The 19,917-nt window shown below is 37.0% G+C and carries 30 protein-coding genes and 1 pseudogene; 30 read left to right on the top strand and 1 reads right to left on the bottom strand.

What is annotated here, in order from left to right; translation table 11 throughout:
* Positions 1 to 3: 3 nt before the first annotated feature.
* From rpsQ to NST60_RS10375, 30 genes are all read left to right on the top strand, one after another.
* On the top strand, positions 4 to 267 hold the full coding sequence (gene rpsQ, locus NST60_RS10520; protein WP_016204566.1) for a 30S ribosomal protein S17: 264 nt from the start codon (positions 4 to 6) through the stop codon (positions 265 to 267).
* A gap of 38 nt (positions 268 to 305) precedes the next feature.
* Positions 306 to 674: a 50S ribosomal protein L14 gene (gene rplN / locus NST60_RS10515; RefSeq protein ID WP_016204567.1), complete on the top strand. Its 369-nt coding sequence runs from the start codon at positions 306 to 308 to the stop codon at positions 672 to 674.
* 36 nt (positions 675 to 710) lie between these two features.
* A complete protein-coding gene (rplX, locus tag NST60_RS10510) occupies positions 711 to 1,022 on the top strand; it encodes a 50S ribosomal protein L24 (RefSeq protein ID WP_016204568.1) in 312 nt (103 codons plus the stop codon).
* 27 nt (positions 1,023 to 1,049) lie between these two features.
* Positions 1,050 to 1,589: a 50S ribosomal protein L5 gene (gene rplE / locus NST60_RS10505; RefSeq protein ID WP_016204569.1), complete on the top strand. Its 540-nt coding sequence runs from the start codon at positions 1,050 to 1,052 to the stop codon at positions 1,587 to 1,589.
* Between the two features lie 22 nt (positions 1,590 to 1,611).
* Complete coding sequence (gene rpsN / locus NST60_RS10500) at positions 1,612 to 1,797, top strand: 30S ribosomal protein S14 (protein ID WP_009499044.1); 186 nt, start codon at positions 1,612 to 1,614, stop codon at positions 1,795 to 1,797.
* 30 nt (positions 1,798 to 1,827) lie between these two features.
* Complete coding sequence (gene rpsH / locus NST60_RS10495; protein WP_016204570.1) at positions 1,828 to 2,226, top strand: 30S ribosomal protein S8; 399 nt, start codon at positions 1,828 to 1,830, stop codon at positions 2,224 to 2,226.
* Between the two features lie 31 nt (positions 2,227 to 2,257).
* A complete protein-coding gene (gene rplF / locus NST60_RS10490; RefSeq protein WP_016204571.1) occupies positions 2,258 to 2,794 on the top strand; it encodes a 50S ribosomal protein L6 in 537 nt (178 codons plus the stop codon).
* A gap of 32 nt (positions 2,795 to 2,826) precedes the next feature.
* Positions 2,827 to 3,189, top strand: coding sequence for a 50S ribosomal protein L18 (gene rplR / locus NST60_RS10485; RefSeq protein WP_016204572.1), 363 nt, complete (start codon positions 2,827 to 2,829; stop codon positions 3,187 to 3,189).
* A gap of 24 nt (positions 3,190 to 3,213) precedes the next feature.
* On the top strand, positions 3,214 to 3,714 hold the full coding sequence (gene rpsE, locus NST60_RS10480) for a 30S ribosomal protein S5 (RefSeq protein ID WP_016204573.1): 501 nt from the start codon (positions 3,214 to 3,216) through the stop codon (positions 3,712 to 3,714).
* Between the two features lie 13 nt (positions 3,715 to 3,727).
* The gene (gene rpmD, locus NST60_RS10475) at positions 3,728 to 3,910 is read left to right on the top strand and encodes a 50S ribosomal protein L30 (RefSeq protein WP_016204574.1); all 183 of its coding nucleotides are present in this window, start codon (positions 3,728 to 3,730) and stop codon (positions 3,908 to 3,910) included.
* 32 nt (positions 3,911 to 3,942) lie between these two features.
* Positions 3,943 to 4,383, top strand: a complete 441-nt coding sequence (gene rplO / locus NST60_RS10470) for a 50S ribosomal protein L15 (protein ID WP_016204575.1) — start codon at positions 3,943 to 3,945, stop codon at positions 4,381 to 4,383.
* A complete protein-coding gene (gene secY / locus NST60_RS10465) occupies positions 4,383 to 5,678 on the top strand; it encodes a preprotein translocase subunit SecY (protein ID WP_016204576.1) in 1,296 nt (431 codons plus the stop codon). Before rplO ends, secY begins: the two co-directional genes overlap by 1 nt.
* Positions 5,679 to 5,739: 61 nt before the next feature.
* On the top strand, positions 5,740 to 6,390 hold the full coding sequence (locus NST60_RS10460; protein WP_016204577.1) for an adenylate kinase: 651 nt from the start codon (positions 5,740 to 5,742) through the stop codon (positions 6,388 to 6,390).
* 818 nt (positions 6,391 to 7,208) lie between these two features.
* Positions 7,209 to 7,427 (top strand): translation initiation factor IF-1, encoded by a 219-nt coding sequence (gene infA / locus NST60_RS10455; RefSeq protein ID WP_016204578.1) that lies wholly within the window; start codon positions 7,209 to 7,211, stop codon positions 7,425 to 7,427.
* A gap of 37 nt (positions 7,428 to 7,464) precedes the next feature.
* Positions 7,465 to 7,578: a 50S ribosomal protein L36 gene (gene rpmJ / locus NST60_RS10450; RefSeq protein WP_000868344.1), complete on the top strand. Its 114-nt coding sequence runs from the start codon at positions 7,465 to 7,467 to the stop codon at positions 7,576 to 7,578.
* A gap of 22 nt (positions 7,579 to 7,600) precedes the next feature.
* The gene (rpsM, locus tag NST60_RS10445) at positions 7,601 to 7,966 is read left to right on the top strand and encodes a 30S ribosomal protein S13 (protein ID WP_169187601.1); all 366 of its coding nucleotides are present in this window, start codon (positions 7,601 to 7,603) and stop codon (positions 7,964 to 7,966) included.
* Positions 7,967 to 7,988: 22 nt separating this feature from the next.
* Positions 7,989 to 8,378 carry a 30S ribosomal protein S11 gene (gene rpsK / locus NST60_RS10440; protein ID WP_016204580.1) on the top strand — a complete coding sequence of 130 codons (390 nt, stop codon included), beginning with the start codon at positions 7,989 to 7,991 and terminating at the stop codon, positions 8,376 to 8,378.
* Between the two features lie 172 nt (positions 8,379 to 8,550).
* Complete coding sequence (locus tag NST60_RS10435) at positions 8,551 to 9,495, top strand: DNA-directed RNA polymerase subunit alpha (protein WP_016204581.1); 945 nt, start codon at positions 8,551 to 8,553, stop codon at positions 9,493 to 9,495.
* A gap of 57 nt (positions 9,496 to 9,552) precedes the next feature.
* Entirely contained in the window at positions 9,553 to 9,915 is a 363-nt protein-coding gene (gene rplQ / locus NST60_RS10430) for a 50S ribosomal protein L17 (protein ID WP_016204582.1), read from the top strand.
* Between the two features lie 575 nt (positions 9,916 to 10,490).
* Positions 10,491 to 11,330: an energy-coupling factor ABC transporter ATP-binding protein gene (locus NST60_RS10425; RefSeq protein WP_016204583.1), complete on the top strand. Its 840-nt coding sequence runs from the start codon at positions 10,491 to 10,493 to the stop codon at positions 11,328 to 11,330.
* The gene (locus NST60_RS10420; RefSeq protein WP_254416025.1) at positions 11,306 to 12,178 is read left to right on the top strand and encodes an energy-coupling factor ABC transporter ATP-binding protein; all 873 of its coding nucleotides are present in this window, start codon (positions 11,306 to 11,308) and stop codon (positions 12,176 to 12,178) included. Before NST60_RS10425 ends, NST60_RS10420 begins: the two co-directional genes overlap by 25 nt.
* A complete protein-coding gene (locus NST60_RS10415) occupies positions 12,178 to 12,972 on the top strand; it encodes an energy-coupling factor transporter transmembrane component T family protein (protein ID WP_101728779.1) in 795 nt (264 codons plus the stop codon). Before NST60_RS10420 ends, NST60_RS10415 begins: the two co-directional genes overlap by 1 nt.
* 11 nt (positions 12,973 to 12,983) lie before the next feature.
* Positions 12,984 to 13,721: a tRNA pseudouridine(38-40) synthase TruA gene (gene truA / locus NST60_RS10410; protein ID WP_341098775.1), complete on the top strand. Its 738-nt coding sequence runs from the start codon at positions 12,984 to 12,986 to the stop codon at positions 13,719 to 13,721.
* A gap of 253 nt (positions 13,722 to 13,974) precedes the next feature.
* Positions 13,975 to 14,412, top strand: a complete 438-nt coding sequence (rplM, locus tag NST60_RS10405; protein WP_016204587.1) for a 50S ribosomal protein L13 — start codon at positions 13,975 to 13,977, stop codon at positions 14,410 to 14,412.
* Positions 14,413 to 14,434: 22 nt separating this feature from the next.
* Positions 14,435 to 14,827 carry a 30S ribosomal protein S9 gene (rpsI, locus tag NST60_RS10400; RefSeq protein WP_016204588.1) on the top strand — a complete coding sequence of 131 codons (393 nt, stop codon included), beginning with the start codon at positions 14,435 to 14,437 and terminating at the stop codon, positions 14,825 to 14,827.
* Positions 14,828 to 15,145: 318 nt separating this feature from the next.
* Positions 15,146 to 15,823, top strand: a complete 678-nt coding sequence (locus NST60_RS10395; protein WP_341098774.1) for an MFS transporter — start codon at positions 15,146 to 15,148, stop codon at positions 15,821 to 15,823.
* Entirely contained in the window at positions 15,808 to 16,338 is a 531-nt protein-coding gene (locus NST60_RS10390; protein WP_341098773.1) for a hypothetical protein, read from the top strand. Before NST60_RS10395 ends, NST60_RS10390 begins: the two co-directional genes overlap by 16 nt.
* Before the next feature lie 385 nt (positions 16,339 to 16,723).
* Positions 16,724 to 17,164 carry a DUF2521 family protein gene (locus NST60_RS10385; protein WP_016204589.1) on the top strand — a complete coding sequence of 147 codons (441 nt, stop codon included), beginning with the start codon at positions 16,724 to 16,726 and terminating at the stop codon, positions 17,162 to 17,164.
* A 121-nt stretch (positions 17,165 to 17,285) separates the two neighbouring features.
* Complete coding sequence (gene cwlD, locus NST60_RS10380; protein WP_084668768.1) at positions 17,286 to 18,005, top strand: N-acetylmuramoyl-L-alanine amidase CwlD; 720 nt, start codon at positions 17,286 to 17,288, stop codon at positions 18,003 to 18,005.
* 146 nt (positions 18,006 to 18,151) lie between these two features.
* Positions 18,152 to 19,207 carry a P-loop NTPase gene (locus NST60_RS10375; RefSeq protein WP_341098772.1) on the top strand — a complete coding sequence of 352 codons (1,056 nt, stop codon included), beginning with the start codon at positions 18,152 to 18,154 and terminating at the stop codon, positions 19,205 to 19,207.
* Between the two features lie 61 nt (positions 19,208 to 19,268).
* On the opposite strand, the pseudogene gerD reads toward NST60_RS10375, so the two are convergent.
* A pseudogene (gene gerD / locus NST60_RS10370) lies at positions 19,269 to 19,837 on the bottom strand (spore germination lipoprotein GerD).
* Positions 19,838 to 19,917 lie beyond the last annotated feature (80 nt).

Below are 19,917 nucleotides of genomic sequence, written 5' to 3'. Positions count from 1 at the left end.
AGAATGAGCGAACGCAATCAACGCAAAGTCTATACTGGTCGTGTTGTATCTGATAAAATGGATAAAACCATTTCAGTTGTTGTTGAAACATACAAAAAACACCCATTATACGGCAAACGCGTGAAATACTCTAAGAAGTATAAAGCTCATGATGAGCAAAACACAGCAAAAATCGGCGATATCGTACGTATTATGGAAACTCGCCCATTATCAGCTACAAAACGTTTCCGTCTTGTAGAAGTAGTAGAAAAAGCAGTTATTATATAATTGTTCGGAATTAAGCATCCCGAAGGGAGGTTACACACATGATTCAACAAGAATCACGTTTGAAAGTTGCTGACAACTCTGGTGCTCGTGAAGTACTTACTATTAAAGTTCTTGGTGGTTCAGGACGTAAAACTGCTAACATCGGTGATATCATCGTCGTTACTGTGAAACAAGCAACACCAGGTGGCGTTGTTAAAAAAGGTGACGTAGTTAAAGCAGTAGTCGTTAGAACTAAAAGTGGTGTTCGTCGTGCTGACGGTACTTACATTCGTTTCGATGAAAACGCATGTGTAATTATCCGTGATGATAAGAGTCCACGTGGAACACGTATCTTTGGACCAGTTGCACGCGAACTTCGCGACAATAACTTTATGAAGATTGTATCATTAGCTCCAGAAGTACTATAATATAAATTTTAATTGCCTTTAAGGAGGTGCGAAAAGATGCATGTTAAAAAAGGTGACAAAGTAATGGTCATCTCTGGTAAGGATAAAGGCAAAACAGGTGTTGTTCTTGCTGCTTTCCCTAAAAAAGATCGTGTGATCGTTGAAGGGATTAATATTGTTAAGAAGCACTCTAAGCCATCCCAGTTGAATCCACAAGGTGGAATCAATGACCAGGAAGCTGCTATTCATGTATCCAACGTTATGCCTATCGACCCTAAAACTGGTGAACCTACTCGTGTAGGATCTAAAACGGTTGATGGTAAAAAAGTACGCGTAGCGAAAAAATCCGGTGAAATTCTAGATAAATAGTTCAAATGAAGAAGGGAGGTACAATGAATGAACCGCCTAAAAGAAAAATTTGTTAAAGAAACTACTCCTGCTCTTATGAGCAAGTTCAATTATAAATCAGTGATGGAAGTTCCAAAACTGGAAAAAATCGTTGTTAACATGGGTGTCGGTGATGCTGTAGCAAATGCTAAAGCATTAGACGTTGCTGTTGAGGAATTAGCACAAATTACTGGTCAAAAGCCATTAATCACTCGTGCGAAAAAATCAATTGCAGGTTTCCGTCTACGTGAAGGAATGCCAATCGGAGCAAAAGTTACTCTTCGTGGAGAACGCATGTATCAATTCCTTGATAAACTTGTATCTGTTTCTCTTCCACGTGTACGTGACTTCCGTGGTGTATCTAAAAAATCATTTGACGGTCGCGGTAACTACACTTTAGGTGTTAAAGAACAATTAATTTTCCCTGAAATTGATTACGATAAAGTAAACAAAGTAAGAGGAATGGACATTGTTATCGTTACAACTGCAAAAACAGATGAAGAAGCTCGTGAACTGTTAACTCAATTTGGAATGCCGTTCCAAAAGTAATCTCTAATTAGGAGGCGAAGATGTGGCTAAGAAGTCAATGATTGCGAAACAAAAACGCACGCCTAAATATAAAGTACAAGAATACACACGTTGCGAACGTTGTGGTCGTCCACATTCTGTGTACCGTAAATTTAAGCTTTGCCGTATTTGTTTCCGCGAATTAGCGTATAAGGGACAAATTCCTGGTGTGAAAAAAGCTAGCTGGTAAAACCCGATATTGGGAAGGAGGTAAATACAAATGGTTATGACAGATCCAATTGCAGATTTGCTTACAAGAATCCGTAATGCGAATATGGTTCGTCACGAAAAATTAGAAGTTCCTGCTTCTAACATCAAAAAAGAGATCGCTGAAATCTTAAAGCGTGAAGGTTTTGTACGTGATGTAGAATATATCGAAGACAACAAACAAGGTATTATCCGCATTTTCTTAAAATACGGTTCAAGCAACGAGCGTGTAATTACTGGACTTAAAAGAATTAGTAAACCTGGTCTTCGTGTTTATGCGAAAGCAACAGAAGTACCTCGTGTATTAAACGGTCTTGGAATTGCATTAGTTTCTACTTCTCAAGGAGTACTTACTGATAAAGAAGCTCGTGCGAAACAAGTTGGCGGAGAAGTATTAGCATACGTTTGGTAATAATAGGTTTAATGAATGGAGGTGCAACTAAATGTCTCGTGTAGGTAAAAAACCAATCGAAGTACCAGCAGGCGTTACAGTTACTATTGATAAAAGTACTGTAACGGTGAAAGGTCCTAAAGGTGAATTAACTCGTACTTTTAATTCTGATATTGCGATCAGCTTAGAAGAAAACGTGATTAATGTAACTCGTCCTTCTGATGCGAAGGAACATCGTGCATTACATGGAACAACTCGCGCATTGTTAGCAAACATGGTTGAGGGTGTTTCAAAAGGCTTTGAGAGAGGTCTTGAATTAATCGGTGTCGGTTACCGTGCTCAAAAACAAGGAAGCAAGCTTGTATTGAACGTAGGTTACTCTCATCCAGTAGAAATTGAACCAGAAGCTGGTATTGAAATCGAAGTACCATCTGCTACGAAAGTAGTTGTTAAAGGAACTAATAAAGAGCGTGTTGGAGCACTTGCTGCTAACATTCGCGACGTTCGCCCACCAGAACCTTATAAAGGGAAAGGTATCCGTTATGAAGGCGAATATGTACGTAGAAAAGAAGGTAAAACTGGTAAGTAATGCCGCATAGGTAAACGAAAGGAGTGACCTAAATGATTACGAAGGCTGATAAAAATCAAGTCCGTAGAAAAAGACACGCACGTGTGCGTTCTAAACTTAGCGGAACTGAAGCTCGTCCTCGTTTAAATGTGTTCCGTTCAAACAAACACATTTACGCTCAATTAATTGATGATGTTAACGGTGTAACAATCGCAAGTGCATCTTCATTAGATAAAGAGCTTAACCTTGAATCTACTGGTAATTTTGAAGCTGCAGTTAAGATCGGTGAATTAGTAGCTAAACGTGCTGTAGAAAAAGGAATTAAATCAGTAGTATTTGACCGCGGAGGATATTTATATCATGGTCGCGTAAAAGCTTTAGCTGATGCTGCTCGTGAGAACGGCCTAGAATTTTAATAGACAAAGGAGGGACATAAAAAGATGCGTCGTATTGATCCAAACAAACTTGAACTTGAAGAACGCGTAGTTACAGTTAACCGTGTAGCGAAAGTTGTTAAAGGTGGACGTCGTTTTCGTTTCTCTGCTCTAGTAGTAGTTGGGGACAAAAATGGTAACGTTGGTTTTGGTACTGGTAAAGCACAAGAAGTACCAGATGCAATTCGCAAAGCGGTTGAAGATGCGAAGAAAAATCTTATTGAAGTACCAATGGTTGGTACAACAATTCCACACGAAATTATCGGACATTTCGGAGCTGGTGAAATCCTATTGAAGCCTGCTTCAGAAGGTACTGGGGTTATCGCTGGTGGTCCAGTACGTGCTGTGCTTGAATTAGCTGGTGTAGCTGATATCTTATCTAAGTCATTAGGTACAAACACACCAATTAACATGGTTCGTGCTACTTTAGACGGTTTAAAACAATTAAAACGTGCTGAAGACGTAGCAAAGTTACGTGGAAAATCAGTAGAAGAACTGTTAGGATAAGGAGGGAAATTAAATGGCAAACAATCTGGAAATTACCCTCACTAGAAGCGTAATTGGTCGTCCGCAAGACCAACGCGAAACAGTTAAAGCTTTAGGATTACGTAAGGTAAATCAAACAGTTGTTCAACAAGATAATGCTGCTATTCGCGGTATGATCAATAAAGTATCACATCTTGTAACTGTAAAAGAAAACTAAAAATCATTCTTCTTCAATAAGGAGGTGCCAAGATGAAACTTCATGAATTAAAACCTGCAGAAGGTTCACGTCAAGAACGTAAACGCAAAGGGCGCGGTATCGGTTCAGGTAATGGTAAAACTGCTGGTAAAGGTCATAAAGGTCAAAACGCACGTTCAGGCGGGGGTGTAAGACCTGGATTCGAAGGTGGTCAAACTCCTTTATTCCGTCGTTTACCAAAACGTGGTTTTACTAATATCAACCGTAAAGAATACGCAATTGTTAATTTAGACACTCTAAATCGTTTTGAAGATGGAACTGAAGTAACTCCAGAACTTCTTATCGAAACAGGAGTTGTTAGTAACGAAAAAGCAGGAATTAAGATTCTTGCAAAAGGCAACGTAGAGAAAAAGCTTACTGTTAAAGCTCATAAATTCTCCTCTGCTGCTAAGGAAGCTATTGAAGCTGCCGGCGGTCAAACAGAGGTGATCTGATGTTTCAGACAATCTCCAATTTTATGCGCGTGGGTGAAATAAGACGAAAAATCATATTCACCCTATTAATGTTGATTATATTTCGCATTGGTACTTTTATTCCAGTACCATATGTGAATTCAGACTTCTTAAAAGCACAAGATGCTTTCAGTGCCTTCGGAATTTTAAATACTTTCGGTGGTGGGGCACTACAAAACTTTTCTATTCTTGCAATGGGGATCATGCCATATATTACAGCATCCATTATTGTAAGCTTATTGCAAATGGATGTTGTACCAAAATTTACGGAATGGTCAAAACAGGGTGAGGCTGGAAGAAGAAAGTTAACGCAGTTTACGCGTTACTTCACAATTGTTCTAGCTCTTATCCAAGGTTTTGGTATGTCTTACGGTTTTAATAATCTAGCGGGTGGTTCGCTGATTACAAAACCTGGATTTTCGTCATACTTAGTAATTTCTATTGTATTAACAGCTGGTACAGCCTTTTTAATGTGGTTAGGAGAACTAATTACTTCTAAAGGCGTTGGTAATGGAATTTCTATTATCATTTTTGCTGGTATTGCTGCAGGAATTCCATCTATGGCTAATCAAATCTATGCACAGCAGTTTGACAACCCAGGTGATCAATTATTCCTAAATATTGTTAAGTTAGCTTTAATTATTTTAGCTGTCATTGCAATTGTAGTTGGAGTAATTTTCATCCAGCAAGCTCTTAGAAAAATACCTATTCAATATGCAAAAAGAATGGTAAACGGAAATAGTAGCACAGGTGGTCAGTCAACACATTTGCCGTTGAAAGTAAACTCTGCTGGTGTTATTCCTGTTATCTTTGCAGTTTCCTTCTTGGTAACACCAAGAACAATTGCATCTTTCTTTCCGCAAAATGACGTTACTTCCTGGATTCAAAGAGTATTTGATTATACTCATCCAATAGGAATGATTATATATACTGTATTAATCTTTGCGTTTACTTATTTCTATGCTTTCATTCAAGTGAATCCAGAACAAGTTTCTGAAAACCTGAAAAAACAAGGTGGATATATTCCTGGTATTCGACCTGGTAAAAGTACGCAAGATTATTTGTCACGTGTTCTATCTCGTTTAACTCTAGTTGGAGCTCTATTCTTAGCCATTATTGCTATACTACCTGTATTTTTCATTAATATTGCAGGGCTTCCACAATCTGCACAGATTGGCGGAACTAGTATCATAATCGTGGTTGGGGTTGCGTTGGAAACAATGAAACAATTAGAGTCGCAATTAGTTAAACGACACTATAAAGGTTTTATTAAATAGTATAATTTAGGGGACATATGTCCCTTGAATTTTATGTAAGAGAACTTGAGGGGGAATACGCATGAATTTAGTCTTAATGGGGCTCCCTGGCGCAGGTAAAGGTACACAAGCTGAGAAGATTGTCGAAAAATACGACATCCCTCATATCTCAACTGGCGACATGTTCCGTGCGGCTATGAAAGACGAAACAGAACTTGGACTAAAGGCAAAATCTTTTATGGATAAAGGTGAATTAGTACCAGATGAAGTTACAATTGGTATTGTTCGCGAAAGACTTAGTAAGGATGACTGTGAAAAAGGCTTTCTTTTAGATGGTTTTCCTCGTACTGTTCCTCAAGCTGAAGCTTTAGAAAATATTTTGTCTGATTTAAATAAGAAATTAGACTTTTGTATCAATGTTCAAGTAGATCAAGAGATATTAATGGAGCGTTTAACAGGCCGACGTATTTGTAAAAATTGCGGCGCAACATATCATTTAGTATTTAATCCGCCATCCAAGCCAGATACATGTGATCGATGTGGAGGCGAGTTATATCAACGTGCTGATGATAATGAAGCTACTGTAAAAAACCGCTTAGAAGTAAATATTAAGCAATCTCAACCATTACTTGATTTCTATGAGTCAAAAGGATATCTTCGTAATATTAATGGACAACAAGATATTAATAAAGTCTTCTTAGATCTTGACGAGCTATTAAGTACTTTAAAATAAGAGTAACTTTTGCTTTGACTAATCTGTTATCTAGCATGGAAATGAATCAGAGATAATAAATAGAAGAATTGGGATGAAATGGCTGAGGAGTTTATTCCTAAACATGATGCATTTCCTTTTTTCAAAAGGTATAATAATTTCCATGGTTATATCTGTAACAAAAAAAGCATAATCGTGTTATTTTGACATGTTTATCTTCGTTAAAAGATTAATCAATTTAGATAATTGGTGCAGAGTATTTTGGATTTCATGGTAACTCCGCTTGAATTGCTTTTTTATCTAGTAGTGAAGAAGGTAATGTAACTATTATTCTTTCTATTATGACGATTGGTATTAGAACAGGTGTGCAGTTGTCGAACACTCTACGAAATCCTGGAAATACGAAATCTATGTGGCTTTTCAAGTAAAACCGAGTATGTTGTGGAAGTTTTAAGGCTAGACTCTTGAAAGATGACGATTTTTCTTGAAACAAGTCATATAATTACATGCTTACTTCGATACGATAAGACACAGGCCGTTGATAGAATATTCGTAATCAGAGGAAAGATCATTTCTTTCTTAAATTGAATGATCTAGCAATGCTAAGTTTAGTTGGTAGCATTAAACCTTTTCCTATTATTATATTTTTTATAATAATAGCGGACGAAGTACCTTCTCTTATGTTATAATCAATTAGTTGCAGTTAAATGCAGTTTTATTATATTATAGGAGCAGTTCAGAGTAGTTTAATGTACACCGATCGTGTGACAAGAAGAGCTACACTTTGCTATATTAGTTAAGATGGATCTCGTATTTTTTATGGAAAGGAGAGATATTCGATGGCTAAAGACGATGTAATCGAAATTGAAGGCACAATCACTGAAACTTTGCCGAACGCCATGTTTAAGGTAGAATTAGAAAATGGTCATACTGTATTGGCTCACGTTTCTGGTAAAATTCGCATGCATTTCATCCGTATTTTACCTGGTGATAAAGTAACGGTTGAGTTATCTCCATATGACTTAACTCGCGGAAGAATTACTTACCGCTTTAAATAATCTGATTGCACTCCGTACTATCAAGGAGGTTAGGATAATGAAAGTTAGACCATCTGTTAAACCAATCTGCGAAAAATGTAAAGTTATCCGCAGACGTGGTAAAGTTATGGTTATCTGTGAAAACCCTAAACACAAACAAAAACAAGGTTAATAACAAGGAGGTGCGCATATAGATGGCACGTATTGCTGGTGTGGATATTCCACGTGAAAAACGTGTAGTAATATCTTTAACATACATTTACGGTATTGGAAAAAATACTGCACAAAAAGTATTGGCAGAAGCTGGTGTTTCTGAAGATACACGCGTTCGTGATTTAACGGAAGATGAATTAAACAAAATCCGTGATATGATCGACGGTTTAAAAGTAGAAGGGGATCTTCGTCGTGAGATTTCTTTAAATATCAAACGTCTAATGGAAATTGGTTGCTACCGTGGCCTTCGTCACCGTCGTGGTTTACCAGTTCGTGGACAAAACACGAAAAACAACGCTCGTACTCGCAAAGGTCCTCGTAAGACTGTAGCTAATAAGAAAAAATAATCGGTAAAGGAGGTACAATATAATGGCACGTAAAACTAATACACGTAAACGTCGTGTTAAAAAGAATATTGAGTCTGGTGTTGCTCATATTCGTTCTACTTTCAACAATACTATCGTAACAATTACAGACGTTCATGGAAATGCTCTTTCTTGGTCAAGCGCAGGTGCACTTGGATTCAGAGGTTCTCGTAAATCTACTCCATTCGCTGCTCAAATGGCTGCAGAAACAGCTGCGAAAGCTTCTATGGAACATGGTATGAAAACTTTAGAAGTAACAGTTAAAGGACCAGGTGCAGGTCGTGAAGCTGCAATTCGTGCTCTTCAAGCTGCAGGACTTGAAGTTACAGCAATTAGAGATGTAACTCCAGTTCCTCATAACGGTTGCCGACCACCTAAACGTCGCCGAGTTTAATTTTTCTGTATAAATTTTGTATCCTTGTCTATAATGGGATATGACTAAAACTTTTAGAACCCGTACAGATTTATTAACTAACCCAGTTGTTGTGCACAAGCGGGAACGTAAACATGGGGAATTTCGGTAAACCTTACCGAGGTTTCGACGTTTTGAAGGAGGGTATATCTTGATGATCGAAATAGAAAAACCAAAAATCGAAACGGTTGAGATCAACGATGATGCCAAATATGGTAAATTCGTCGTAGAGCCACTTGAGCGTGGATATGGTACTACTTTGGGTAACTCCTTACGTCGTATTCTACTATCCTCACTGCCAGGTGCCGCTGTCACATCCATTCAAATTGATGGGGTACTTCATGAGTTCTCAACAATTGAAGGCGTCGTAGAAGATGTTACAGCTATCATATTAAATATCAAAAAACTAGCATTGAAAATATACTCTGATGATGAAAAGACTTTAGAGATTGATATGCAAGGTGCAGGGGTAGTTACAGCAGCAGATATTACACATGATAGTGATGTAGAGATCTTAAATCCAGATCTTCATATCGCAACTTTAGGTAGCAACGGAAATTTCCGCATGCGTTTAACTGCAAAGCGTGGTCGTGGATACACTCCAGCTGAGCAAAACAAACGTGAAGATCAACCTATTGGTGTAATTCCTATTGACTCTATCTTTACACCAGTATCTCGTGTTTCTTATCAAGTAGAGAATACTCGTGTTGGTCAATTGACTAATTATGATAAGTTAACTTTTGACGTGTGGACTGACGGTAGTACTGGTCCTCAAGATGCTATTGCACTTGGTGCAAAGATTTTAACTGAGCATTTGAATATCTTTGTTGGATTAACTGACGAAGCACAAAATGCTGAGATAATGGTAGAAAAAGAAGAAGATCAAAAAGAAAAAGTACTTGAGATGACAATCGAAGAATTGGATCTTTCTGTTCGCTCTTATAACTGCTTAAAACGTGCTGGTATCAATACCGTTCAAGAATTAGCAAATAAGACAGAAGAAGATATGATGAAAGTTCGAAACTTAGGTAGAAAATCTCTAGAAGAAGTAAAACATAAATTAGAAGAGCTTGGATTAGGTTTAAGAAAAGACGACTGATTAGTCTCTTGACTTTGTCTATAAAGCTTGTACTTTAACAAAAGGAGGGAATCTCACATGGGTTACAGAAAGTTAGGACGCACAAGCGCACAACGTAAAGCTATGTTACGTGACTTAACTACAGACTTAATCATCAATGAGCGTATTGAAACAACTGAAGCTCGTGCAAAAGAACTTCGTTCTGTTGTAGAAAAAATGATTACACTTGGTAAACGTGGAGATCTACATGCACGTCGTCAAGCAGCTGCTTATGTACGTCATGAAGTTGCTAACGCTGAAACAAACCAAGATGCTGTTCAAAAATTGTTCAGTGATGTTGCTGCTCGTTATACTGATCGTCAAGGTGGTTACACTCGTATTATGAAAATGGGACCTCGTCGTGGAGACGGAGCACCTATGGTAATTATCGAGTTAGTGTAATAGGATTTTCAAAGAAACTTAGGGTGCGGGACAGTTTATATTGTTATGAAACTTGTTCAAGTATCCTTTTTCTTTAATCCTCGCTTTTTTTGATCAAGCCAATATAGAGTGTTACGATGAGCATTTGTCTTCATTAAATGACTCGTCTAGCTCGTGCACCTCTTCTTCGATTTTAATTGTATGAATGAGGTGCGGGCTTTTTTCATGTTTCATTAGGACTGTAGGGTGCTAAGAAGTGGAATACCATAAGATATATTTTAACAAGCATAGAAATAGGATATCAAAGATTATATAAATAATCTTATGTTAAACCAATTCAAAGCTCGCCCAATTGGCGAGTTTATTTTTTTATCTTGGATTAAGTGCAAGTAAAGACCCACTTGAAAATTTAGAGTAGAAATGAGAAATTAGGTGAAGAGAACTAATTTACTTAAAGGCAATTGATTCTATTTATAATTTTCGGGAGTTCTTAATCCATTAATTGAAGATTCACGTTATCCATAATAGGATATGTTTAAAAAAGTCGTATGTAATATACAATCGACAATATCTAGTAAGTAAATGGTGGGAATGTAATGAACCAAAAGATTTTAGTAAAGGTAGAAGATGTATCCTTTAAATATGAGGAGCAATTAGAAAATGCCCTAAATCATGTTTCTTTTCATGTGAACGCAGGTGAATGGGTTGCTATAGTTGGACACAATGGATCAGGTAAATCTACGCTAGCTAAGTTATTAAATGGATTACAATTCTCCAATGAAGGTTCTATTATAATAGATGGTATTCCAATAACGGAGGATTCTGTGTGGGATATAAGGAAAAAGGTTGGAATGGTATTCCAGAATCCTGATAACCAGTTTGTTGGTACAACTGTTAAGGATGATGTGGCTTTTGGTTTAGAAAATAACGCCGTTCCTAGGAGTGAGATGGTAACAAGAGTAGAGCGTTCTTTAGAAAAAGTAAAGATGTTATCTTTTCTTGATCAAGAGCCGCACCATCTGTCTGGTGGACAAAAACAGAGAGTCGCTATAGCGGGAATTATTGCATTAAAACCTGAAATTATCATATTAGATGAGGCAACCTCCATGCTTGATCCACAAGGCAGAGAAGAAGTTTTTGAAATTATGAGAGAGCTGCAAAAGGAAAATATGACGATTATCTCGATTACACATGATTTAGATGAGGCTGCTAAAGCAGATCGGATTATAGTGATGAATAAAGGTGAAGTATATAAAGAGGGAATACCTAAAGATATATTTAAGCTTCAAAAGGAACTTGTTGAAATTGGGTTGGATATCCCTTTTACTATTAAAATGAGAGAAAGTCTAATTAATAAAGGCATTTCATTAGAAGAAGTATATTTAACAGAAGAAGAGTTGGTGACAGGAATATGGACATCTCACTTCAAAAAGTAGAGTATCGTTACCAGGAAAATTCGCCGTTTGAGCGATTGGCAATAGAGGATGTAAGTTTTGATATTCCATCAGGGAGCTATGTTGCAATTATCGGGCATACTGGTTCTGGAAAGTCGACCATTTTACAGCATCTTAATGCTCTTATAACTCCATCTCAAGGAAAAGTTGTAATAGGCGACCGAATAATTGAAGGTGGACAAAAGCATAAGAACTTGCGTAGTATTCGCCAGAAAGTAGGAATTGTTTTTCAATTTCCGGAGCAGCAGTTATTTGAAGAAACGGTGGAGAAAGATATTTGCTTTGGCCCACTTAATTTTGGGATATCGGAGTCGGAGGCAAAGGAAAGAGCCGAAAGGGCATTGCGTGAAGTGGGATTAACAGAAGAGTTTCTTGTGAAGTCTCCATTTGATTTGTCAGGTGGCCAGATGAGAAGAGTTGCCATTGCAGGTGTATTAGCAATGGAACCGGATGTGCTAGTTTTGGACGAGCCAACTGCTGGTTTAGATCCAAGGGGCAGACGAGAAATTATGGATATGTTTTATGGACTTCATAAAGAGCGGAATTTAACGACTATTTTAGTAACGCATAGTATGGAGGACGCAGCTCATTATGCTGATCAAATAGTCATTATGAATAAAGGGAAAGTACATCGTCAAGGGACACCAATAGAGATTTTTAAGAATGCAGAAGATTTGGCAGCAATTGGCTTAAATGTACCAGAAGTGGTGCGTTTCCAGAGGAAGATAGAAGCGAAATTGGGAATGAAGATGGAGCACGTCCACTTAAATATGGAAGACTTTACGAATGAATTAGCAGTGTATCTAAAGAAGAAGGTAGGTAGTAGTTAATGGGGAAAATGATTATAGGGCGATTTATTCCCGTTGATTCCATATTGCACAGAATGGATCCCCGTTCTAAATTGCTGCTTGTTTTCCTTTTTATTTGTGTTGTATTTTTGGCTAATAATATTTGGAGCTATTCTCTGCTAATTATATATGTGGCTACTTTAGTAGCTATTTCTAATGTGCCAATAAAGTATATTTATTTGGGATTAAGGCCAATTTTTTGGTTAATTATCTTTACGTTTATTTTGCATATCTTTTTTACGAAAAATGGAGAACTATTGTTTGAATGGGGCTGGATTAAGATTTATGAGGAAGGCATAAGGATGGGAATTCTTATTTCGATTCGGTTCTTCTTGCTTATAATCATGACATCCTTGCTTACGTTAACAACGACACCAATTGAATTAACCGATGCAATTGAAACATTGTTAGGCCCATTAAAAAAAGTGAAGTTTCCTGTTTATGAATTGGCACTTATGATGTCTATCTCGCTTCGTTTCATCCCCACTTTAATGGATGAAACAGAGAAGATTATGAAGGCTCAGATGGCGAGAGGGGTTGAGTTCTCCAGTGGTTCGATTAAAAGCCGTGTACAAGCAATTATTCCGTTATTGATTCCTTTATTTGTTAACTCTTTTAAACGGGCAGAGGAGCTTGCTATTGCGATGGAGGCACGTGGCTATCAAGGTGGAGAAGGAAGAACAAAATACCGTCAATTAGTATGGAGTTCCATCGATACAATAATGATTATTATTTTGATACTAGTAACAGCTATGCTGTTTGTGTTAAGAACATAATGGAGAAAAGAATGCAAAGATATAAATGTACAATTAGCTATGATGGTTCGAATTATAGTGGTTTTCAAATTCAGCCAAAGGATCGAACAATACAAGGCGAAATCGAAAAGGCCTTAAGAAAGCTTCATAAAGGGGGAGAGGTAAAGATTCAAGCTTCTGGCAGAACAGATGCTGGTGTTCATGCAAAGGGACAAGTCATTCATTTTGATAGCTCTCTTGATATTCCAGCAGAAAAATGGCCGATTGCATTGAACACTTTATTACCCCATGATATCGTGGTTGCAGATGTGGAGACTGTGTCAGCATCCTTCCATGCCAGATATAATGTAACAGCGAAGGAATATCGCTATTTTATTCAATTAGGAGAGCGGAGAGATCCTTTTAAGCGAAATTATGCTTATTATTACCCATATGCCCTAAATGTGAAAGCGATGAGGGAAGCACTTAGCTATTTTATTGGAGAATATGATTTTACTAGTTTTTGCTCTGCTAAAACAGACAAAGAAAGAAAAGTAAGAACCATTACAGCGGTAAAGCTAACAGAGGAAGAGAATATGTTGATTTTTTCTTTCCAAGGGAATGGATTCCTTTATAATATGGTGCGGATTATGGTTGGAACATTACTAGATGTCGGAAGAGGGAAGAAATTACCACAGGATATTCCGATGATTATTGCGAAAAAAGATAGAAAAGCAGCAGGAAAAACTGCTTCTGCTAATGGATTATATCTATGGAAAGTATTATATTAAAATCGGCTGCGGGTAATCGCAACAAACTTTACGAAAACAGCCACAATAAAAGAAATTATGATTTTTTTCTCATAACAACTAAACCTGGTGTAACATTCCCTTGACATATACTAGTCTAGGATATATCATAATATTGTATGTATTTTAATCCCACATTAAGCCCCGGAACTTAATTGTGTGAACATATAGACGTAAGAACAAAACATTCGTAATTTAAAACAAATTATAATTAAACATTTCAGGAGGGAAACTCATGCGTACAACGTTTATGGCTAATTCAAACACTGTTGATCGTAAATGGTACGTGATTGATGCTGAAGGCAAAACTTTAGGTCGTCTTGCTAGTGAAGTAGCATCAATTCTACGTGGTAAACATAAACCAACTTTCACACCTCATGTGGATACTGGTGATCATGTAATTCTTTTAAATGCTTCAAAAATTGAATTGACTGGTAAAAAATTAACTGACAAAATTTACTACCGTCACTCTATGCACCCAGGTGGATTAAAACAAAGAACAGCTTTAGAAATGCGTACTAACTATCCAGAGCAAATGTTAGAACTTGCAATCAAAGGTATGCTTCCAAAGAATTCTCTTGGTCGTCAAATGTATAGAAAATTACACGTATATGCTGGTAGCGAACATCCGCACCAAGCTCAACAACCAGAAGTTTACGAACTTCGTGGATAATTAATAAAGGGAGGTAAAACAAATGGCACAGGTTCAATATATCGGTACTGGTCGTCGTAAAAGCTCTGTTGCTCGTGTACGTTTAGTTCCAGGTGACGGACAAATCATCATCAATGGTCGTGAAATCGAAAGTTATATCCCGTTTGCAGCTTTACGTGAAGTTGTTAAACAACCATTAGTAGCAACTGAAACTACTGGAAGCTACAATATTTTAGTAAATGTTAACGGTGGAGGTTATACTGGTCAAGCTGGCGCTATCCGTCATGGTATCGCTCGTGCTTTACTTCAAGTAGATCCTGAATACCGTCCAACATTAAAACGTGCAGGATTATTAACTCGTGACGCTCGTATGAAAGAACGTAAAAAATACGGTCTTAAAGGCGCTCGTCGTGCACCTCAGTTCTCAAAACGTTAATTTTGGGTTCTGTTCTCAAAAGGCTCTTTCCACTTATGTGGAGAGGGTCTTTTTTATACAAAAGTATGTAGGGTAATCAAAACTCTAAAAGCAATAATGGAATTTTTCGTGGAAAATATTTGGATTTTTGAAAAAAATTAAGTGATTATGTTAATATCAAATTATAAAACAATAGGAGGAATCGATATGTCAAAAATATATCTAGTATTTTCGAAACAAGAAGGAGGAGTGAACAGTTGACGTTCCGTAGGGGACGATAACAAGAGTGCTCCTGCTTCTCTTATAACAAGAGATATCAAAAGGAAGTAGGAGAAGAGAATGAAACATTTAAAAGGAACAATAGCCGGACATAACATTCGCGTTATGTTTTGGATTCAATTTTTTAGCTCGATGAGTTTTTTAGCGCCTATCTTAACGCTTTTTTATACGGAAAGAGGCTTGACTGCTTCTGAAATATTGATTGTTTTAATGTTCTGGAGCGGTGCTGTTCTTGTTGGTGAAATTCCAACTGGAGTTATAGCTGATCGGTTTGGGGCGAAAAAATCATTTCTTATTGGAACAAGTATTAAAATTGTTAGTATGGTGATATTGCTTTTTGCTCATGAACCTTGGGTATTCTTTTTTTATAGTTTTGTTAATGGTTTTTCTGTAACTTTTTTCTCAGGAGCAGATGAAGCACTTATTTACGATTCCTTAAAAGAAACTGGGGATCAAAACCAAATGGATCAAGCGATGGGGAAAATTCAATCGGCAGGGTTTATTTCAATGATTATTGCTGTTCTATTTGGTGCTTATTTAGCAAAGGACTTGCAAGAAGGACAATTTATTCTGTTAATCTTATTAGGGATTTTCTTTTATATCATAGAGCTGCTTCTTGTTTTACAAGTAAAACAGCCTTATCGGGAATCCTTCATTCGAGAAAATTCTTTTTCTCACGTAAAGGATGGCTGGAAGGCAATACGAAGAACACCACAATTAGTATGGATGTTCTTTTAAATGTTACATTAGTATTTATACCTGCAGGAGCTGTGTATGGGTATTTTGATCAACCATTAATATTAGAAGCGGGGCTTCCTGTGTTTTTTATTGGTGTCATGTATGCGCTGGCATCCGTGGTCGGATACTTTGCCTCTCAGTCGATTGGATGGTTAACTAATCAATTTTCTCGCGTTTTCCTCATGAATCTAACTGGATTTTTAGCATTTGCAGGGTTACTGCTTTCTGCGCTTTTTGCTGATGTCTTATTTATGGTATTGGGTGCCTTTTTTGTACTACGTTTAGTTCAAGCGGTGAGATATCCCATCTATTCTCAGCTGAGTAATGATATAATCCCTTCTCATGTGAGAGCAACAACAATTTCTTTGCTTTCCATTGTTGATTCGGGACTTGATTTACTTATATTTGGAAGTCTATCGGTTGTGGCTTTAAAAGGATATACTAATGTATTAATTGGTTGTGCGGTAATTGTGCTAATCGGTACACTTCTTCCCATTCGGATACGCAAAATGTAGAGGCTCAAAAAAAGCTTTAACTCTATTCTAATACTATAGAGTTAAAGCCTTTTTACGTTAAACGATACCTTTTTTTCACTATGTAAATATGTAGAATATGTAAGGAGTGTGTATTTCTGTCCGTGGACTTAAAAGAAAGTATCTGAAACAATTGAACAAACGACCTTAATTGATATTCTGGCATTAGATGCTAGTGGATTTTAACATTGTACAATAAACGAATGTATGGCATACAAGTAGAAGATTATTTGGCGAGCAATTCAGATGAAAATGGAAAGAAAGTACTGAAATAGCAACTATTCTTTCAATTGGATGCTAAAACATTTGTTAGGCTAGTATGCTCACTTCCTGTTGGTTGAAAAATAAAGGCAAGAGGTGAAATCAATTGGCAGTCATTACAAGCTTTGATATAAAAAAACGAGAAAAACAAATAAAATACGAAAGAGCTGTTCTTAAGGAGATATCCCTTAAAGAGTTAAAAGAAAAGGTAGCTAACTACTTTGGTTCCTCTAACCTTACTTCTGGTGTGTTAATGAATACAGGGATTGAAGAAGCCTGTTATGATGTAGCAGTAGAAGCATTTCTATTAGGAGCGAATTATAGTAAATTTAGTGAGTATGGAGAAGATACCCAAGCAATCAAAAATAGATGTAGGGAAGAAGATACACATTTTAAAGAAACACTTTACCATTTTCTTCTTTATTGGGGTAGTGAGGAAAGTAATAAAAATGAATCCCTTTACTATTTATGTGAACAGTTTGTTGATGAATGGTGGTTGGAAGGTTTTACGAAAGCGAATAAGAGAAGAAAGCTTCGACTACATTAAAGATGGCATAAAGTTGCCATCTTTTTGTTGTTCTCTGAAAGAAGGACTTGCTGTTCTAAATTTTCTTGTTCCCCCATATAGTAAGAATATAAGGACGGGCATAGGGGGAATGAGGAAGACTGTGAGTAAAAAATGGAAAATAAGCATATATATCATGGGATTAGCACTCCTTTTCTTTATTTTGCAATTTGATTTCTCGAATGATGATTCATGGGATGCCTGGAATTTGCCGTTAACCGGAAAAGTGATCATTATTGATCCTGGTCATGGTGGGCCTGATGGAGGAGCGGGAGATAATGAGGTATTGGAAAAGGATATCGCACTAAATGTATCCTTGAAGATACGTGATTATTTGCAGGAGCAAGGCGCCTTAGTTATTATGACAAGAGAAGTCGATAAGGACTTAGCAAGTGAAAGTACAAAAGGGTATCGCAATAGAAAAGTGGAAGATTTGAAGGAAAGAATAAACATCATCAATAAATCGGATGCGGATTTATTCTTGAGTATTCATTTAAATGCCATTCCTTCATCAAAATGGAGCGGAGCGCAAACTTTTTATTCCTCTCAACTGGAGGGAAATGCTAGAGCTGCTAAGTTTATTCAAGATGAACTAATTTATAACTTAGAGAATACTACCCGAAAGGCGAAACCCCTAGAGAGTGTATACATACTTAAATATGCGGAGAAGCCGGGAGTGCTAGTGGAAGTAGGATTCTTATCAAATCCACCAGAAAAGGCAAATCTTATGAATGAAGATTATCAGGAAAAAATAGCAGCGTCCATATATAAAGGAGTTAACCGCTTTTTTACGAATGAAGAGGAATTAAAAGTAGAAGAATAGAGACTAGCCATGTCTCTATTTTTATTTTAGCCACTTATTTATTCCCGGGAAATAAACAAGTGGTTGCTCCGTTTGAATCTTCAGAATGTAAACGATAACTATTTTTGTGCTATACTGTTAGTAAAAACAGGAAAGGGGATTGCGTCATGATAACAAAAGAAGAAATCGAGAAGATAGTGGAGAATATGATCGATCCTTTTTTACATAAATCATTGCTTGAACTAGGGGCAGTGAAAGATGTTAAGTGGAATGCAGAAAAAGGACTTGCGAGTTTAAAGATTGCTGTGGCAAAGCTTGGATCTGCCTATCAAATAGAGTTTCAAAATCAAATTGTTAGTGCACTGAAAGACAAGGGAGTAAAAAGTGTAGGGTTAAGATTTACAGAACTATCTAGTGCGCTTGTAGAAGAAATAGTAAACGAAACAGAATCAAGAGAGAGGAATCCCATTTACATTGCTATCGCTAGCGGAAAAGGTGGAGTGGGGAAATCGACTGTTTCTGTAAACTTAGCTGTGTCTTTAGCGAGATTAGGAAAAAAAGTCGGTTTATTGGATGCGGACATCTATGGTTTCAGTGTACCAGATATGATGGGCATTACGAAAAGACCTGAAGTGATAAATGAGCGAATTATCCCTGTAGAAAGATTTGGCGTGAAAGTTATCTCGATGGGATTCTTTGTTGAAGATAACACCCCAATTATCTGGAGAGGCCCTATGCTTGGGAAAATGCTGACAAGCTTCATGGAAGAAGTAGAATGGGGGGAGCTTGATTATCTCCTATTAGATTTACCGCCAGGAACAGGAGACGTTGCCTTAGATGTGCACTCCATGCTTCCTACAAGTAAGGAAATTATCGTCACAACACCACATCCAACTGCAGCCTTTGTTGCAGCCCGTGCTGGTGCTATGGCATTAAGAACAGAACATGAAATATTAGGTGTTATTGAAAATATGTCTTATTTTGAAAGCCGCTTAACTGGAGAAAAGGAATTTGTATTCGGAAAAGGTGGAGGAAAGAAATTAGCAAAGGATTTAGAAGTTCCGATGCTAGGAGAGCTGCCATTAGGACAGCCTGATTGGAATGAAGAAGATTTTGCCCCTTCTGTGTACCAAGAAACACATCATATTGGGGAAAGATATAGAGCAATCGCTGAACAAATAGTAGAAGTTCTAGAGAAAACGGGCGATAAGGTAGAAAGCTAATCGATTCAATAAAGAATTACCTTCTTAAGCAAATTAATTTCCTTAAGAAGGTAATTCTTTTTTATATGTTATTCTTTTCTGATTGCAATGGGAAAGAGGCTTCTTTTGCAGCTTTATCGAGTATGTCTTTAAACTTGGATTTGAATTCAGGTGTTTCCATTGTCTCCTGAAGAATTTGTTCAATATGCTCTCTGTATTCTGTACTTTTCAAAATGTTTTTCATTCCGTTTCTAATGACGGGTCTTGCAAAAGCTCGACCATCATTTTTCGGTAACCCGGATCTTTCATTAAATCTTTTATCAATTTTTCGTTTTCCGATTTCATGCTTTTTGCCATTGTTTCAGCAAACTCAGGATCTTTGAATTTTTTTTCCCAGAAGTCAGCTGCTTTGTCGGATACAAGTGTTTTTTCTATGGTACTTGTTACTGCCTTTTCATTCATAACTAAATTTTGTTTTATCTCTTCGTCATCCATTACTTCACGTATTGCCTTTTTTCCCTCATCGGTTTTTAATATATCCACAACCATTTTCTTCGTTTGATCATAGTCTGTTTGCTGAGCGTTTTCACCTTCAGAACACCCGCTTAATAAAGAAATGACTAGTAGGAGGCTGATCCCTTTTTTTAGCATGATAATTACCTCTTTCATTAAAGATATCTATTAAGTAGAATGGATTCTTTTTGAATTTTTATTCCTATTGAAAGAGAAAA

It is taken from the genome of Niallia sp. FSL W8-1348, from assembly GCF_038006745.1.
Taxonomy (GTDB): domain Bacteria; phylum Bacillota; class Bacilli; order Bacillales; family Cytobacillaceae; genus Niallia; species Niallia alba.
Note: the sequence above shows the minus strand (reverse complement) of the source record. Positions and strands in the feature narration are given on the sequence as shown.

Excerpts from the sequence above, each read along its gene's own strand:
- truA (WP_341098775.1), top strand. The coding sequence starts at position 12,984 with ATGCAAAGATATAAATGTACAATTAGCTATGATGGTTCGAATTATAGT.
- rpmD (WP_016204574.1), top strand. The coding sequence starts at position 3,728 with ATGGCAAACAATCTGGAAATTACCCTCACTAGAAGCGTAATTGGTCGT.
- rplM (WP_016204587.1), top strand. The coding sequence starts at position 13,975 with ATGCGTACAACGTTTATGGCTAATTCAAACACTGTTGATCGTAAATGG.
- rpsI (WP_016204588.1), top strand. The coding sequence starts at position 14,435 with ATGGCACAGGTTCAATATATCGGTACTGGTCGTCGTAAAAGCTCTGTT.
- rpsM (WP_169187601.1), top strand. The coding sequence starts at position 7,601 with ATGGCACGTATTGCTGGTGTGGATATTCCACGTGAAAAACGTGTAGTA.
- rplE (WP_016204569.1), top strand. The coding sequence starts at position 1,050 with ATGAACCGCCTAAAAGAAAAATTTGTTAAAGAAACTACTCCTGCTCTT.
- NST60_RS10375 (WP_341098772.1), top strand. The coding sequence starts at position 18,152 with ATGATAACAAAAGAAGAAATCGAGAAGATAGTGGAGAATATGATCGAT.
- rplO (WP_016204575.1), top strand. The coding sequence starts at position 3,943 with ATGAAACTTCATGAATTAAAACCTGCAGAAGGTTCACGTCAAGAACGT.
- rpsQ (WP_016204566.1), top strand. The coding sequence starts at position 4 with ATGAGCGAACGCAATCAACGCAAAGTCTATACTGGTCGTGTTGTATCT.
- rplX (WP_016204568.1), top strand. The coding sequence starts at position 711 with ATGCATGTTAAAAAAGGTGACAAAGTAATGGTCATCTCTGGTAAGGAT.
- rplN (WP_016204567.1), top strand. The coding sequence starts at position 306 with ATGATTCAACAAGAATCACGTTTGAAAGTTGCTGACAACTCTGGTGCT.
- NST60_RS10390 (WP_341098773.1), top strand. The coding sequence starts at position 15,808 with ATGGATGTTCTTTTAAATGTTACATTAGTATTTATACCTGCAGGAGCT.
- rpsH (WP_016204570.1), top strand. The coding sequence starts at position 1,828 with ATGGTTATGACAGATCCAATTGCAGATTTGCTTACAAGAATCCGTAAT.
- NST60_RS10460 (WP_016204577.1), top strand. The coding sequence starts at position 5,740 with ATGAATTTAGTCTTAATGGGGCTCCCTGGCGCAGGTAAAGGTACACAA.
- infA (WP_016204578.1), top strand. The coding sequence starts at position 7,209 with ATGGCTAAAGACGATGTAATCGAAATTGAAGGCACAATCACTGAAACT.
- NST60_RS10435 (WP_016204581.1), top strand. The coding sequence starts at position 8,551 with ATGATCGAAATAGAAAAACCAAAAATCGAAACGGTTGAGATCAACGAT.
- NST60_RS10425 (WP_016204583.1), top strand. The coding sequence starts at position 10,491 with ATGAACCAAAAGATTTTAGTAAAGGTAGAAGATGTATCCTTTAAATAT.
- secY (WP_016204576.1), top strand. The coding sequence starts at position 4,383 with ATGTTTCAGACAATCTCCAATTTTATGCGCGTGGGTGAAATAAGACGA.
- rpsK (WP_016204580.1), top strand. The coding sequence starts at position 7,989 with ATGGCACGTAAAACTAATACACGTAAACGTCGTGTTAAAAAGAATATT.
- rplF (WP_016204571.1), top strand. The coding sequence starts at position 2,258 with ATGTCTCGTGTAGGTAAAAAACCAATCGAAGTACCAGCAGGCGTTACA.
- rplR (WP_016204572.1), top strand. The coding sequence starts at position 2,827 with ATGATTACGAAGGCTGATAAAAATCAAGTCCGTAGAAAAAGACACGCA.
- NST60_RS10420 (WP_254416025.1), top strand. The coding sequence starts at position 11,306 with ATGGACATCTCACTTCAAAAAGTAGAGTATCGTTACCAGGAAAATTCG.
- rplQ (WP_016204582.1), top strand. The coding sequence starts at position 9,553 with ATGGGTTACAGAAAGTTAGGACGCACAAGCGCACAACGTAAAGCTATG.
- rpsE (WP_016204573.1), top strand. The coding sequence starts at position 3,214 with ATGCGTCGTATTGATCCAAACAAACTTGAACTTGAAGAACGCGTAGTT.
- rpmJ (WP_000868344.1), top strand. The coding sequence starts at position 7,465 with ATGAAAGTTAGACCATCTGTTAAACCAATCTGCGAAAAATGTAAAGTT.
- NST60_RS10415 (WP_101728779.1), top strand. The coding sequence starts at position 12,178 with ATGGGGAAAATGATTATAGGGCGATTTATTCCCGTTGATTCCATATTG.
- NST60_RS10395 (WP_341098774.1), top strand. The coding sequence starts at position 15,146 with ATGAAACATTTAAAAGGAACAATAGCCGGACATAACATTCGCGTTATG.